Origin of the sequence: Leptospira sp. GIMC2001 (assembly GCF_028462125.1) — a bacterium.
Taxonomy (GTDB): Bacteria; Spirochaetota; Leptospiria; order Leptospirales; family Leptospiraceae.
This window is the reverse complement of record NZ_CP115468.1, coordinates 3,529,436-3,544,551: the sequence shown is the minus strand read 5'-3', so window position 1 is coordinate 3,544,551 and position 15,116 is coordinate 3,529,436. Positions and strand designations below refer to the sequence as shown.

The following is a 15,116-nucleotide window of genomic DNA, read 5'->3' as shown; positions in this document are numbered from 1 at the left end:
AAGGTGGATAGTAAATCTTATTATATTATAATGGGGTTATGAATAATAGACCAAAAGTTGCATATTCTTATATTAATGGTAAAAAAGTTCAAGGTAGATCCACTAATGAGTTTGATGTATATTTTCCTGGAAATGGAGAGAAGTTATTTTCAACTTTCGAATCTAGTGTAAACCAAATAGACGAAGCAGTTGATGTTGCAACGATTGCGCAGAAGAGTTGGAAGAATTTTTCGACTAGGGATCGAGGACGCATTTTAATCCAAGCTGCATTTTTAATTCGCAAATACAAACAAGAATTAGCCGAGATGGAAGTTTGGGATACGGGAAAGCCTCTTTCAGAAGCGTTAGAGGTTGATATTATCACAGCCGCTGATGCATTAGAATATTATGGTAATCTTGCAATTACTCTTCATGGAGATTACTACTCTCTGCCTGATGCTGATATCTTCACTAAGGTTGAACCTATTGGTATCTGTGCTGGTATTGGAGCATGGAACTATCCTTTTCAAATTGCTTCCTGGAAGTCCGCTCCAGCACTAGCCTGTGGCAATGCGTTTCTATTCAAACCATCTGAACTAACGCCATTGTCTGCGGTAAGACTTGCAGAAATTTATGAAGAGGCTGGTCTACCTAAGGGTTTGTTCCAAGTTCTGCAAGGTGGTGCTAATGTTGGTCAAGCTCTCACTAAACATCAAGGAATTCAGAAAATTTCTTTTACTGGAGAGGCGGGAACCGGCAGAAAAATTATGTCAGACTCTTCTGGAAATCTCAAGACTTTAACAATGGAGTTAGGTGGTAAATCTCCATTGATACTTTTTAGTGATGTCGATCCCAATGTTGCTGCAAAAGCTGCACTTTCCGCAAATTTCTATACCCAAGGAGAAGTGTGTACGAATGGTACTCGTGTCTTTGTGGAAGAGAGCTTTCTTGCATCTTTCAAAAAATCAATTTTGGAATTTTCAAATTCTATTCGGATTGGAAATCCCTTTGATTTAAAAACAAATGTAGGTGCATTGATAAGCAAACAGCATCTTTCTAAAGTTAGAGACTATGTTAAGTCGGGGATTGATCAAGGTGCTAATCCAATTGAATTTGGCGAGCTTCCAAGTGATCCATGGACAAATGGTTATTTTATGAAACCTGTGATTTTTTATGACTGTCAAGATAGTATGAAAATTGTTCAAGAAGAGATATTCGGACCTGTGATGTCTGTGCTAAGTTTTAAGTCTGAGAATGAAGTGATTGAGAGAGCCAATTCCACAGAATTTGGATTAGGTGCTGGCATCTTCACAAAGGATATAAATCGAATTCAAAAATTTTGTGATGAGATTGAATCAGGTATGATCTGGATCAACAATTATAATTTGACGCCAATGGAGATGCCTTTCGGTGGAACCAAGCAATCGGGTTTTGGAAAGGAAAATGGTTTAGATGCTCTCCAATTTTATACAAAGAGGAAAAGTATATACTACTCGAAGTCCGAAGTATTTAGTCCGTTCTAATAAATTTATGATAATTGGTCTATTTTAATTAGAAGAATATTATTTAATTGGAATAAATATTTTATTGAATTAGGAAAATCATGAGAGGTTAGGGAATTGAAAAAGGAAATATTTGATTTTATAATAATCGGTGGAGGATCAGCAGGTTCTTGTCTAGGAGCTCGTTTGAGCGAAAATCCTGCGAATAAGGTTTTGGTTTTGGAAGCTGGGAGAAATGATTCTATCTGGGATATCTTTATTCATATGCCAGCAGGACTTGCAACTCCAATTGGTAATCGTTTCTATGATTGGAAATATGAATCGGATCCAGAGCCATATATGAATGGAAGAAAAATTTATCATGCAAGAGGTAAGGTGTTAGGTGGATCAAGTAGTATAAATGGAATGATATTTCAAAGAGGCAATCCGCTTGACTATGAGAAATGGGGATCTAATCCAGGAATGGACAATTGGAACTATGCACATTGTCTTCCTTATTTCAAAAGAATGGAAAACTGTCTTGCGTCTACGATTGATGATGACCCATTTCGAGGTCGTTCTGGTCCTTTAAAATTGGAGCGTGGACCAGGAATGACGCCATTGTTCAAAGCATTTTTTGATTCAGTTCAGCAAGCTGGATTCCCTTTAACGGACGATGTGAACGGTTATAAACAAGAAGGATTTGCTTTATTCGATAGAAATATTTATCGGGGAAGAAGACTCAGTGCTGCGCGAGCTTATCTCCATCCTAATAAATCTAGAAAAAATTTACGAATCCGAACTCGAGCTTTTGTATCAAAAATAATTCTTGAAGGTAAGAAAGCAGTCGGTGTTGAATGCTCATTTGGATTCGGAAAACCTGAGATTATATACGGTAAAAATATTATTTCCTGTGGAGGTGCATTTGCATCTCCACAGCTATTGCAATTATCCGGTATAGGCAATCCGGAACACCTGGAATCTGTTGGAGTTCCAGTCTCACATGAACTTGTTGGTGTAGGAGAAAACTTACAAGATCATTTGGAGGTATATATTCAATACGCATGTAAGAAGCCAGTCTCAATGGCTCCAGCTTTAAAATGGTACAACAAACCATGGATTGGATTCCAATGGTTGTTTATGAGAAAAGGTCCTGCAGCAACTAACCATTTCGAGGCGGGAGGATTTATTCGGAGCAATGAAGAGGTTAAATACCCCAATCTCATGTTCCATTTTCTTCCGCTTGCTATACGTTATGATGGGACTTCTATCTCAAACGATCATGGATATCAAGTTCATGTGGGTCCTATGTATGCTGATACAATCGGAAGAGTTCGAATCAAATCGGCTGATCCATATACAAAGCCTTCGATTCAATTCAATTATCTATCAACTCCTCGTGATCGTAAAGAATGGATTGAAGCTGTTCGGTTAGCACGCAAAATTTTGACACAACCTGGTTTCGATGAATTCAACGATTCAGAAATCTCGCCCGGTCCGAATGTCGAGTCAGATTCTGAAATCCTTGATTGGGTTGCAAAAGATGCAGAAACAGCTCTTCACCCTTCTTGCACATGCAAGATGGGAATAGATTCGATGTCGGTGGTTGATCCGAATACAATGAAAGTGCACGGTATGGACGGATTGTACGTTGTAGATGCCTCAACAATGCCATCTATAACGAACGGAAATATCTATGCGCCCGTAATGATGGTAGCAGAAAAAGCAAGCGATATAATTCTGGGCAATAGTTCATTGAAGCCGCTAAACCATGATTTCTATAAATTGTAAAATCTTCAGGCAATAAAACTGACAAAGCGGATAGTTCAGAATGGATTGGAGTTTCACAGAATGTTTCGATCCATTTATTTTATACTATTGATTCTCGCGGTGACTTTCTGCAAAGACCAAACACAAAAATCGAATATGCAAAACAACGCAAGTGAAAGATTGAATTTTGAAAGCGGTTATTCAAATGTGAACGGTCTCAAAATGTATTATGAAATTTATGGGAAAGGAAAACCAATTGTATTAATTCATGGTGGTGGATCTACTATTCAGACAAGTTTTGAAAAAATCATACCATTACTTGCCAAGAACAGAAAGGTAATAGCGGTTGAATTACAGGCTCATGGACGGACAAGTGATCGCGATGCTGATCTTTCATTTGAGCAAGATGCTGTCGATGTATTTACACTTCTCAATAATTTGAAAATTGAAAAATCTGATTTTTTAGGTTTTAGCAATGGAGGAACTACTAGTCTACAAATCGCGATCAAACATCCGAATATAGTTAATAAATTAATTCTATGTTCAGCTCTCGCCAAACGCAATGGTGTTCCAGATTGGTTTTGGGGATTTATGCAAAAAGCAAAGCTAGAAAATATGCCAAAGCAATTGAAAGAAGGCTACGAAAAAGTTGCCCAAGACAAAAGCGGTATGCAAACCATGCATGATAAAGATGCAAAGAGAATGTTGAATTTTAAAGATATTTCAGATGATAAAATTCAGACGATAAAAGTTCCAACCTTAATAATCATTGGCGATAAAGATATCATCACTCCTGAACATGCTATTGAATTACATAGGCAGATTTCTAATTCTCGATTATCAATTATTCCAGGCGGTCATGGTGAATATATTGGAGAAGTTACCACAATATCTTCTGATTTTAAAGAAGAGAATCTAGTTGTTCCCATGATTGAGAAATTTCTAAATGCAGAAATTAATTAACTGCAAATTAGCTCAAAATTTGACTTATTAATCCATTGTCACCAAGGCCAGCTCAGGAATTCTATACCTAGATGACCTCATTTAATGATTTAGAACTTATTGACCCGATCTTGAAAGCACTCCAATCCGAGGGCTACACAACACCCACTCCGATCCAAGCACAAGCTATACCACTTGTCCTCAAGAAAAAAGACATCTTGGGTTGCGCTCAAACAGGCACTGGCAAAACTGCAGCTTTTGCTATCCCAATTATTCAATTTCTGTATGAAGATCGAGCGACCAATCAAGAAAGGAAGAAAATCCGTGCCTTAATCTTAACACCGACGAGAGAACTAGCAATTCAGATTGGTGAGAGTTTTGCAAGTTATGGACAATTTACCAACTTAAAGTATCGAGTGATCTACGGTGGTGTGAAACAACATAAGCAAGTCGAGGCTTTACGTGCAGGAATTGATGTGCTAATTGCAACTCCAGGAAGACTACTTGATCTTATGGATCAAGGTCATGCAGATATAAAACATATCAAATACTTCGTGTTAGATGAAGCAGATAGAATGTTAGATATGGGTTTTGTGCATGATGTCAAAAGAATTATAACAAAGTTACCAACGAATAAGCAATCGCTCTTTTTCTCAGCCACCATGCCACCAATAATCCTAAAGCTTGCAGGATCTATACTAGTGAATCCAGCGAAAGTGGAAGTGACTCCAGTATCGAGCACTGCCAATACAATAAATCAAGTGGTCTACTTTGTTGATAAAGAAAACAAAAATAAATTGTTGATTGATTTACTAAAGAATAAAGAAATAGAACGAGTATTAGTATTTACTCGTACTAAGCATGGGGCTGATAAAGTTACAAAAGCATTAATTCAATCCAAGATACCAACACTCGCAATCCATGGTAATAAATCTCAGAATGCAAGACAAGATGCACTGAACAAATTCAAGTCTAAAACGATTCGAGTTTTGGTAGCGACTGATATTGCTGCACGTGGTATTGATATCGACGAACTATCGCATGTGATCAACTACGAACTACCAAATATTCCGGAATCCTATGTTCATCGCATTGGAAGAACTGGACGAGCTGGTGCAAGTGGCATTGCTATTGGATTTTGTGATGCAGAAGAAAAAGAATATCTAAAAGATATTCAGAAATTAATTGGTAAATCAATTCCAGTCGTTGAAGGACATGCTTATCCTTTGATGAATCATAATGTTGTGAAGGCGTCACCAAGACCTCAGAGACCACCTCGAGCATCTAGACCAGCGTCTAAGAAAAATTCTGGATCTGCATCTGGAAAGAAGTTCTATCCAAGGAAAAAGTGATCGACATTTATAAAAACTTTTTGAACAATCAACCTGATGTTAGCAAGCTTAGTTTCTTCAATCAATCGTTTAAAGATAAATAGTCGAATAAGGGAATTAGTTTCTTCCATTGAGAATCATAACTATAATAAATTCCAAACTCTTCTAGTCAGATTATTAAACGAATCTGATTTTCTAGAATCAAGTCATACTTTACTTAAGATTGCTGCAACCGAACAAAATGACCTAGTTTTTCTTGAGACGCTGCTTTCTAGCGGACTCAATCCAAACCAAAGTGATGAAGATGGAATTTATCCTCTGCATTTTGCTGTTGAATCTGGCAATATCAATGCAGTTAAGCTACTAATCTGGAAAGGTGCAGATCCGAACTGCGCCGATAATAGAGGAATAACTCCAATTCATATTGCGAATAGTTATGACGGACTTGGAGATATTTCGGATTTTCTGTTAAGTGCAGGCGCTGATCCCAATCTTCGTGATAATCTTGGCAAAAGATATTTGATGTAGAATCACCCTGAATTGCAATCGATCAACTCAGAATAAAAAACATTTGATTATTGAAATATAGATTCTTTAAAGTAAATTGCAATCTAGAGGATTCAACTAAAACATTCCAAGGTCACGGGCTTTTCTCATAAGCTCAACTCGTGAATTGACCTGCAATTTTTTGTATATATTCTTTATCTGCTGACGGACTGTCCCATCGGTTGTTCCAAAAAGTTCTGCAATTTTGATCGCAGAAAGACCATTGATGATTTCTTCAAGAATTTGTTTCTCTCGTTTCGAAAGGGTTTCAACACTAACAGGTTCAATCAATTTTTCGGAATTCTCGGTGGATTCATTTTGAATCGGATTTCTAAATTGATGAAGAACACGAGCAGCAATGGATGGAGAAATTGTTGCGCCACCATTTGCCACTGTATCGAGTGTCTCACATAAAGAAGATAGTTCTGATTTTAGAATGTAACCCGAAGTTCCCAATCTGATTGCGCCAAAAATTGTATCATCACCTTGCATCGATGATATGACAATGCTTTTTCGTCCTTCTTTTTCATGGTAGAGTTTCAAAAGCTCTATTCCATCCATGCCAGGCAGTCCGATGTCAACGAGCAGGATATCGATTTCTTCCTTGGTTGGATCTCTCCAGAAAGATTCAGCAGATTTCCAAGTTTTTATTTTATGACTATCATTGCATTTTATGATTTCTTCTATGAGATACTCAGCAAATAATATTTCGTTTTCGACGATTCCAATATTCATATGGATTACTGACTATTGACCGATTCCTTAATATATAAATCACTGCTAAGCGGAAGCGATATTCTAATAGTAAAATCATAATCTGGATTATCTAGATTAGAATCGCTTGTTGTTTTTTTGTTATATGAAGCTTTGTACTTATTCAATCGTGAAATAATATTTTTCTCTCCAATTCCAGAAACTTCTCGAAGCATATTTTCCATAGTCTTGGAAAATACAACAAGATCCACTGAATTTTGATTCGATGCAAAACGCCAAATTGTAGATCCCGAGCCGTATCTAAGGTCATTCGATGAAATTTCATTAACCACGGATTTTAAGTCGTCCACAAATTCTGATATAAATGGTGCCGATAATTTGGACTTCGAATTCTCATCAATTTGGAAACGAACATTTCGTCCACTTTCGGAATACCTTCTCAAAAGGATGATTCGAATTCCATCTAGAAACGACTTTTTAAGAATTTCTTCCTCATCTCGTTCATGAACTTGTCTTCTGAGGTTTGCAAGTGCTTTATCAGCATAAATTTGTATTTTGATTATTTTATCTGAACTGATTCCGTCTTTTTCCTTCAATTGCTTGCAGTATAAACTTAGATCTGTTAGTTGAGATCCAACATTATCATGAATATCCCTAAGAAAATTTAGATTTTTTTCCTCTAGTAGGATTCCTCGGTAAGCCGCAAGGTAACCCATTCCAAACCACCAATTATTTATAAAAAAGAAAAATACAAATAGTGGAAAGATTGTACTCATATCTTTCAGGGTATTTATAGGAAGCGTCATATCATGTTCTATAATGATTCTAATTAGATAATATAATAATATTGCAGTCCAGATAAGAACAAATCTCGAAACTTTACCAGGATACGTGAAACTCCAAACGCCCAAAAGAGCAATGATAGCAAGCCAATTTCTTGCATCATTGAAAGAGAATTCAGGATCATGGAATCCACTTTCGATTTCGAGAAGAGCGATTCCAATCATAACGATATGAATACCAATAATAGATACAGAAAGGTTCTTTTTATAAAAGAAGGAAATACAGACCAGTCCAATGCTTAGAATCAATTGCAGAAGTGAGATAGTAAAATTTGGCGAACTTTGGTTACCCCATTCGAGGAAAACACTTTGAAGATAGGCAAGTATAAAAACCACTCCAGGGTATACGATTCTACTAGCAGAATCATAATATACGGATAGCAAAGCCATTTTATCAAGAGGCTTCGAATTCGAGAGGTTATGAAATAAATTAATTATCAGATAGAACTCCAATGATGGATAATCTATATATGATTTTAAAATTAAGAATCCGTCAAATTAAATAAATTGTTGCATGTATGGGCGAAAGGCGTCAGAATTTATAGTATCGAATTCAATAGGAGGAAAATCCGATAAAACTAATTAATTCTATAGATTGGCTGTATCTACAAAATATTTCATACTTAATTATAGTTGTTTTCTTAGGAGGTTATGTTCTCCCATTAATAATTGCTTATCCAATGCAATGGGCAGGATTGCGAATTACATACTTCTGGACAAATTTCCGAGGGCCAATTCGCTTTTTTATCTCTGTTCTTATCCTCAATTTATCCAAAGTCTATCTAGATATTGCCGATCCCGAAACGGAAAATGTTATAAACCACTTTAGGATGATATTATTAATTTTGGGTGTAACTTGGTTTGTTATCAGATCCGTTTCTGTGGGTCGGGATGTTTTACTTAAGAAATATGATATAGCAGCTGAAGATAATTTGAATGCAAGAAAGATCGTAACGCAGATTCGATTGTTCCGGCAAGTTGTCAATGTCGTGATATTGATTGTTTCGTTTTCTACAATTCTAATGACATTTGATTCCATTCGTCAAATCGGTGTTTCACTACTTGCATCTGCTGGAGTGGCAGGAATCATCATGGGTTTTGCTGCACAGAAAAGTATCGCCAATATATTTGCTGGATTGCAGATTGCTATCACTCAACCGATTCGTTTAGATGATGTTGTGATTATAGAAGGTGAATGGGGTAAGATCGAGGAGATCACTCTTACTTATGTTGTTGTAAAAATATGGGATGAGCGAAGGTTGATCGTTCCCATTGCACAGTTTATCGAGAAGCCATTTCAGAATTGGACCAGAGTATCTTCCGATATTTTAGGAACTGTATTTTTATACTTGGATTATTCTGTGTCAGTTGATGAGATACGAACAGAATTGCAGAAAATCGTAAAAGATCATCCACTCTGGGATGGGCGAGTATGCGGAATCCAGGTTACAAATTGTACCAATACATCCATGGAAATACGAGCACTTGTTAGCGCAAAGAATGCTTCTCATGCTTGGGATCTACGTTGTGATATTCGAGAGAAATTGATTGGATTTTTGCAAAAAAATTATCCTAGTTCTCTACCAAAATTTCGTATTGAAATGGAAAAGATTTAGAGATGAGGATTGTATTGTGGAGGTTGTAGTTTGGATCGGATTTCTTGATCTGTTCTCATTTGATCAAGCTGCGAATTCTCATAGTCGACTATTGCTTTCGCAGTTTTCAAATCGATATTTTTAAATTTCATATAAGAAGCCACAGTAAGATTATAGTCGAAGTCATCTCCAAAAAAATTATAGATATTCGATTCAGCTTCCTCCATTGTAATTGTTTTCAGAATATTTAGTATTTTCTTTTTTTGCATTTTACTGTATATTATAATGGCCCGACTAATAATCAAATTATTTTTTAGAATTATTTTTGTTATAATAAAGATTATGTGCAATTGGTCTAAAAAATGTCTTTTAATTCTGCATCGAGAGTTCGCATCTTTAAATTTAATTGATCGAATCTCAAGACTGAATATGATTGTTCCAGGCAGCAATTAATTCGTAATCTGCTTTACCAGGGTTTCAGTTGATCGAATCTCAAGACTGAATATGATTGATAGAGCATCGGGATTCGGTTTTGAAAATGTTATTTGTTTCAGTTGATCGAATCTCAAGACTGAATATGATTGCCTCTCTCATATCCGTAAAAATGGCTTTCCGCCAGTTTCAGTTGATCGAATCTCAAGACTGAATATGATTGAAAAGAATGACCCTAATTTCAAAACCGATCTAGAAGTTTCAGTTGATCGAATCTCAAGACTGAATATGATTGACTAACTGACGATGAGATTGAGCTTGCGAGAATCGGTTTCAGTTGATCGAATCTCAAGACTGAATATGATTGACAAAGGCGCAAGTAAGCGAGAGTTCGACGGGTTATGTTTCAGTTGATCGAATCTCAAGACTGAATATGATTGAATTTAATTGCCTGGTAAAGGAATATAAAATGATGTTTCAGTTGATCGAATCTCAAGACTGAATATGATTGATTGCGATAGTGATTTATTTTAAATCAACTAAAAGTTTCAGTTGATCGAATCTCAAGACTGAATATGATTGCAGATCTTGGCGGTTATTGGGCTATTCCATCCGTAGAGTTTCAGTTGATCGAATCTCAAGACTGAATATGATTGTCTCAGGACTCTGGTATGACATGGCTTGCAGCCGCGTTTCAGTTGATCGAATCTCAAGACTGAATATGATTGGAAATCAGAGAACGCAAAGAATGAAGACAAAGCCGGTTTCAGTTGATCGAATCTCAAGACTGAATATGATTGTGAAATTTGTCGCAAACGCTTATGAGCTAGAAATCTGTTTCAGTTGATCGAATCTCAAGACTGAATATGATTGAACGCAACCGACTTTTTTGACTTATCCAAGATCCTGTTTCAGTTGATCGAATCTCAAGACTGAATATGATTGTTAGTCGGTTCTATGAAGCATCGGAGACTAAGTTTCAGTTGATCGAATCTCAAGACTGAATATGATTGTTTAAATGTTTGATGCAACCCATCGGGTTATCTTCAGTTTCAGTTGATCGAATCTCAAGACTGAATATGATTGGGATTTCGCCCATTTTCGTCCAAAATCCCCCTTTCGTTTCAGTTGATCGAATCTCAAGACTGAATATGATTGAGAGCATCGTGATTCGGTTTTGAAGCGGTTATTTGTTTCAGTTGATCGAATCTCAAGACTGAATATGATTGTGTAAATAGCTTTGTGATTTCATCAATATAGGTTGTTTCAGTTGATCGAATCTCAAGACTGAATATGATTGTAATGATTTCAGCCAAAATATAATCATCACACCGACGTTTCAGTTGATCGAATCTCAAGACTGAATATGATTGACAAAGCAGCGGATTATTCCGGATGGCTTAATCGAGTTTCAGTTGATCGAATCTCAAGACTGAATATGATTGCCGATTAGCTGGATTCGTGAATGAGTCGGTCGCAACGTTTCAGTTGATCGAATCTCAAGACTGAATATGATTGCGAGAGAGACATTCTCGAGGAGGCAACGAACAATAGTTTCAGTTGATCGAATCTCAAGACTGAATATGATTGTCGATCCGTAGTTGTTAAGAAAGTAATTGATCGGTTTCAGTTGATCGAATCTCAAGACTGAATATGATTGCTAATAAAAGCAGAAGGTGCGATCCTTTGCGATCGTTTCAGTTGATCGAATCTCAAGACTGAATATGATTGGTAATAAGTTCGCCAATCCCATAGGGTAGGTAACAGTTTCAGTTGATCGAATCTCAAGACTGAATATGATTGGTAATAAGTTCGCCAATCCCATAGGGTAGGTAACAGTTTCAGTTGATCGAATCTCAAGACTGAATATGATTGGATAGCCATTTGATTGGATTCAGTAGCTTTGATGTATGTTTCAGTTGATCGAATCTCAAGACTGAATATGATTGGATAGCCATTTGATTGGATTCAGTAGCTTTGATGTATGTTTCAGTTGATCGAATCTCAAGACTGAATATGATTGCACCGAACAGCAGGTTGATGTTCTGATCTTATACTACGTTTCAGTTGATCGAATCTCAAGACTGAATATGATTGGAAATGCCATAAGCGAATATATAGATCGATGATAGTTTCAGTTGATCGAATCTCAAGACTGAATATGATTGTTTTGGTGTAGTCGATGATAAAGGGAAAAAGATGTTTCAGTTGATCGAATCTCAAGACTGAATATGATTGTGAACCTGCCAAAGAAGAAAAACCGAAAAACCCAAAGTTTCAGTTGATCGAATCTCAAGACTGAATATGATTGCCAACAGGAAAAGGAACTCCTCGCGATAAACTTTCGTTTCAGTTGATCGAATCTCAAGACTGAATATGATTGTTCTAGGCTTGGATCTTATGAAAGCGACATTACGGTTTCAGTTGATCGAATCTCAAGACTGAATATGATTGCTATCCGCATCAAAAGGAATTCGTTACGAACTATGGTTTCAGTTGATCGAATCTCAAGACTGAATATGATTGCAATCAAACTTGAAGAACAAAGAAAACTCAAAGGTTTCAGTTGATCGAATCTCAAGACTGAATATGATTGACACCAACCACCAACTATTATCATCAACCCATCTGTTTCAGTTGATCGAATCTCAAGACTGAATATGATTGTCGGCTTAAGGGAGATAAAGAAAAGCTGGTTTTATGGTTTCAGTTGATCGAATCTCAAGACTGAATATGATTGCTTGCTTTAAATCGCTTTGCGGAGCGGAGAGAGATACAGTTTCAGTTGATCGAATCTCAAGACTGAATATGATTGGGTTTGGAAAGTCTTGAAGCTCGATGCCATAGATATTGTTTCAGTTGATCGAATCTCAAGACTGAATATGATTGGCCATTTGTCGCACTCTCAAAGTTTGCGTATGGAAGTTTCAGTTGATCGAATCTCAAGACTGAATATGATTGGGATCTAGAATTCTTATACGAATGCGCTATAAAAGTTTCAGTTGATCGAATCTCAAGACTGAATATGATTGAGCCCTCCCAAAGCCCTCAAACAGCGGATTGGGAGGGTTTTCTTTTTTTCCAATTCGCAAATTGTTATTATGCAAAAAAAGATAGACATTTTGCGAAAACAAGTCATATTGTAATTGAGATTCGTACAACTGAAATCAATCAAATGTAAGATTGGCTGACCCTCTACAGCGCGTATGGTCAGTAAGTTACTTTTTTTAAAAATTCCTATCATTGCAAAGATTTAGAAATTCGCATTGAGAGCATTTTTCAATCGATGCTGCAGAATCTGGCAGCAACATCGTTATTTGATCATTTCTGATTTGACTTACGATTCTTTTAATATCTTTCCTTTTTTCTTCACTCGGAAATACAGAATAAGGCTTTTTGTTATTGCCGAAAAGAAAATACCCCCTTTCAAATTTCAAATTTTTCATTTCCGAAAGAGCATACCCATACGCGAGCAATTGAAGTTCTTGCCCACGAGTAGGTTTATTTCCGGATATTTTAAATTCGATCGGGATTATGTATTCTTCATTATAAAAAGTATAGTCTACTATCCCATGAAGATTCAGTTCAAGGGAAACAACATTCATCCTTTTTTCGAATCTTGGATTAGCTAGGCCGAATTTTGAAGGCGAGATTGTCCCAAAAACCGTTAGAAATCAATTAGGCGGATAAAGATATATTCATCTCTGTAAAGTTTTCTTCAATTACTTTTTTATTGGCTAAATAATTGGATAGAAATTTTTCTATTTCTTTGTATCCTTTTACTTTTCTGAAATGAAGCTCTTGTGCATATAGGAGAGCTGCTGTCCATCGTGTTGTCATGTCTCGATTTTTACGCCACCTTTTTACTCGGTTCATTTGAAATCTTGGATGTGAAAAGGCTGAATCAATGGGATTCGTTGATTGAAATGTTTTTCGAATTTCGATTGGTAATTGGATTCTATGACAAGTCAATAGATTGTCTTGACCTTCTAACAGACTCATCTTAGCTGTTTCACTGATATTCCCTAACCAATGTTCCATTGCTTTCAAAGATTCTTTAGCCTTCGAGTATTCATTCAAATTGAAAATTGCTTTATATTCAATTTGAAATTCATCATGATATTCTTTGGGCAAGCACGCTTTTATATTTCTCATTTTATGTAAAATACACCTTTGGTGATCATAGTTTTCACCAAAGTATTGCTTAATGCCTTTCTCAATTCCTTTTGAACCATCTGAGACAACCAAAACCCGTTCAGTAAGTGAAATTTCACGATCTTGTAGTTTCCTTAAAGCAGATAATACTATTTCAGAATGTTCACTTGAGCCTTGTACCACCGACAAAAAATGCTTGTGTCCTTCTTTATCTACACCTAATACAACTACTATCACTTCATCCGCTACATGAATACCATCAATGAAAATGGAAAAGAATTCTTTGCCTGGAAATTTTCTCGTATTCAGTTTGTTAAAATGTGCTCTAGAAGCATTTACAAATTCTCTGGATATCTTTGATTTTGAAACTCCAAGTTGCTCAGATACATCTTTCAAGCATTCTCTAAATCGCCGTGTCGTTAGACCAGATACCATCAGTTTGAAAACAATTTCTCCAAGATCTGCTTCGGATTTTAAATTTGCATAGCTTTCTAGTAAAACTTCTTGTCCAGATTTTCTGACTCTTGGTTTTTTGATTTTATGTTTCTGACCCAATATTGGAACAAAAACATTCTCTGAACCTGCACGATATGCTAGACTTTCTTCTACTTTACGGCTAAATCTTTTTCCGCATAGGGCTTCGATTTCCTCTTCCATGATCTCTTGGATAAATTCTAAGGATTTTTTTCGGATTTCAGTTTCTATGTTTGATTTTAAAAAAGATCGAAAACTATCAATATTCGATTGACTATTCGATGTGGTTGTGTTTTTATTTTTCATTGGTGGAACCCCTTTATGATTTTGTTGTCCAAAACTATATTATGGACGGGTTCCGCTTTTTTCAATTCCTAACGGTTTTTGAGTCTAGCTCTTTGAAGGCAATCTTCTTTTTATTAGTGATTCAATGTCCGAATGAAATTTTTGCCCTTGCTCAGTCCACAATGGTTCATTTGAATTAAAACCGAGTAGTTCCGAATAGTATGGTATCCTGGGACAAAATATATATTGTCTCAATAAGCTGATTGGTAAGCTATGCAATGTAGTATAGTTCTTCATCGAATTGACTACCATCTCCATAACCGAATCCGGATAACTTAATTTGTGCCGAGAGTCTAGTCTCGAGTATAAATGCCTTATCGGTTTCTTTATCTAAATGTTCTTTGAATAATCTTTGAATTGATCTTTTTTCTGCTTCATTTACTCGTCCCCAGAAAACTGAATTTTGAATATTCTGAAGACCAATATTTTTTAATTCTTTGAATAACTTGGTTCTTGGTTTGTTCTTTGATATGTCATAAATAACAACAATTTCTTTTAATAAATTCAATT

General features: G+C 36.2%; 12 protein-coding genes and 1 CRISPR repeat array. Of the genes, 6 read left to right on the top strand and 6 right to left on the bottom strand.

Annotation, left to right across the window (positions count from 1 at the left end):
- Positions 1–38: 38 nt before the first annotated feature.
- The 5 genes from betB to O4O04_RS17690 all read left to right on the top strand — a co-directional run bounded on the left by betB (position 39) and on the right by O4O04_RS17690 (position 6,031).
- Positions 39–1,502 carry a betaine-aldehyde dehydrogenase gene (gene betB / locus O4O04_RS17710; RefSeq protein WP_272533128.1) on the top strand — a complete coding sequence of 488 codons (1,464 nt, stop codon included), beginning with the start codon at positions 39–41 and terminating at the stop codon, positions 1,500–1,502.
- Between the two features lie 96 nt (positions 1,503–1,598).
- The gene (gene betA, locus O4O04_RS17705; RefSeq protein WP_272533126.1) at positions 1,599–3,251 is read left to right on the top strand and encodes a choline dehydrogenase; all 1,653 of its coding nucleotides are present in this window, start codon (positions 1,599–1,601) and stop codon (positions 3,249–3,251) included.
- A gap of 60 nt (positions 3,252–3,311) precedes the next feature.
- On the top strand, positions 3,312–4,193 hold the full coding sequence (locus tag O4O04_RS17700; RefSeq protein WP_272533125.1) for an alpha/beta fold hydrolase: 882 nt from the start codon (positions 3,312–3,314) through the stop codon (positions 4,191–4,193).
- A 71-nt stretch (positions 4,194–4,264) separates the two neighbouring features.
- Positions 4,265–5,524, top strand: coding sequence for a DEAD/DEAH box helicase (locus O4O04_RS17695; protein WP_272533123.1), 1,260 nt, complete (start codon positions 4,265–4,267; stop codon positions 5,522–5,524).
- A 36-nt stretch (positions 5,525–5,560) separates the two neighbouring features.
- Entirely contained in the window at positions 5,561–6,031 is a 471-nt protein-coding gene (locus tag O4O04_RS17690; protein ID WP_272533121.1) for an ankyrin repeat domain-containing protein, read from the top strand.
- Positions 6,032–6,127: 96 nt separating this feature from the next.
- Here the strand turns inward: O4O04_RS17690 and O4O04_RS17685 are convergent, their stop codons facing one another.
- Both O4O04_RS17685 and O4O04_RS17680 read right to left on the bottom strand, forming a co-directional pair.
- Positions 6,128–6,784, bottom strand: a complete 657-nt coding sequence (locus tag O4O04_RS17685) for a response regulator transcription factor (protein ID WP_272533120.1) — start codon at positions 6,782–6,784, stop codon at positions 6,128–6,130.
- Between the two features lie 5 nt (positions 6,785–6,789).
- Positions 6,790–7,995 (bottom strand): sensor histidine kinase, encoded by a 1,206-nt coding sequence (locus tag O4O04_RS17680; protein ID WP_272533119.1) that lies wholly within the window; start codon positions 7,993–7,995, stop codon positions 6,790–6,792.
- 440 nt (positions 7,996–8,435) lie between these two features.
- On the opposite strand from O4O04_RS17680, the gene O4O04_RS17675 reads away from it, so the two are divergent.
- The gene (locus O4O04_RS17675; RefSeq protein WP_272533118.1) at positions 8,436–9,221 is read left to right on the top strand and encodes a mechanosensitive ion channel family protein; all 786 of its coding nucleotides are present in this window, start codon (positions 8,436–8,438) and stop codon (positions 9,219–9,221) included.
- On the opposite strand, the gene O4O04_RS17670 is transcribed toward O4O04_RS17675, so the two are convergent.
- The 4 genes from O4O04_RS17670 to cas2 form a co-directional block, all read right to left on the bottom strand.
- Entirely contained in the window at positions 9,218–9,469 is a 252-nt protein-coding gene (locus O4O04_RS17670; protein WP_272533116.1) for a hypothetical protein, read from the bottom strand. The two genes, O4O04_RS17675 and O4O04_RS17670, sit on opposite strands and share 4 nt — an antisense overlap.
- A 130-nt stretch (positions 9,470–9,599) precedes the next feature.
- Positions 9,600–12,664: a CRISPR direct-repeat array (repeat unit 37 nt; unit sequence GTTTCAGTTGATCGAATCTCAAGACTGAATATGATTG).
- A gap of 195 nt (positions 12,665–12,859) precedes the next feature.
- Positions 12,860–13,237 carry a CRISPR-associated protein Cas4 gene (cas4, locus tag O4O04_RS20495; RefSeq protein ID WP_442915911.1) on the bottom strand — a complete coding sequence of 126 codons (378 nt, stop codon included), beginning with the start codon at positions 13,235–13,237 and terminating at the stop codon, positions 12,860–12,862.
- Between the two features lie 73 nt (positions 13,238–13,310).
- Positions 13,311–14,567, bottom strand: coding sequence for an IS256 family transposase (locus O4O04_RS17665; protein ID WP_272532316.1), 1,257 nt, complete (start codon positions 14,565–14,567; stop codon positions 13,311–13,313).
- A 250-nt stretch (positions 14,568–14,817) separates the two neighbouring features.
- On the bottom strand, positions 14,818–15,114 hold the full coding sequence (cas2, locus tag O4O04_RS17660; RefSeq protein ID WP_272533115.1) for a CRISPR-associated endonuclease Cas2: 297 nt from the start codon (positions 15,112–15,114) through the stop codon (positions 14,818–14,820).
- Positions 15,115–15,116: the final 2 nt, after the last annotated feature.

Bases quoted from the DNA above. Each gene is read 5' to 3' on its own strand.
- betB (WP_272533128.1), top strand. From the start codon at position 39: ATGAATAATAGACCAAAAGTTGCATATTCTTATATTAATGGTAAAAAA.
- O4O04_RS17700 (WP_272533125.1), top strand. From the start codon at position 3,312: ATGTTTCGATCCATTTATTTTATACTATTGATTCTCGCGGTGACTTTC.
- O4O04_RS17695 (WP_272533123.1), top strand. From the start codon at position 4,265: ATGACCTCATTTAATGATTTAGAACTTATTGACCCGATCTTGAAAGCA.
- O4O04_RS17690 (WP_272533121.1), top strand. From the start codon at position 5,561: ATGTTAGCAAGCTTAGTTTCTTCAATCAATCGTTTAAAGATAAATAGT.
- O4O04_RS17685 (WP_272533120.1), bottom strand. From the start codon at position 6,784: ATGAATATTGGAATCGTCGAAAACGAAATATTATTTGCTGAGTATCTC.
- O4O04_RS17680 (WP_272533119.1), bottom strand. From the start codon at position 7,995: ATGGCTTTGCTATCCGTATATTATGATTCTGCTAGTAGAATCGTATAC.
- O4O04_RS17675 (WP_272533118.1), top strand. From the start codon at position 8,436: ATGATATTATTAATTTTGGGTGTAACTTGGTTTGTTATCAGATCCGTT.
- O4O04_RS17670 (WP_272533116.1), bottom strand. From the start codon at position 9,469: ATGCAAAAAAAGAAAATACTAAATATTCTGAAAACAATTACAATGGAG.
- cas4 (WP_442915911.1), bottom strand. From the start codon at position 13,237: ATGAATGTTGTTTCCCTTGAACTGAATCTTCATGGGATAGTAGACTAT.
- O4O04_RS17665 (WP_272532316.1), bottom strand. From the start codon at position 14,567: ATGAAAAATAAAAACACAACCACATCGAATAGTCAATCGAATATTGAT.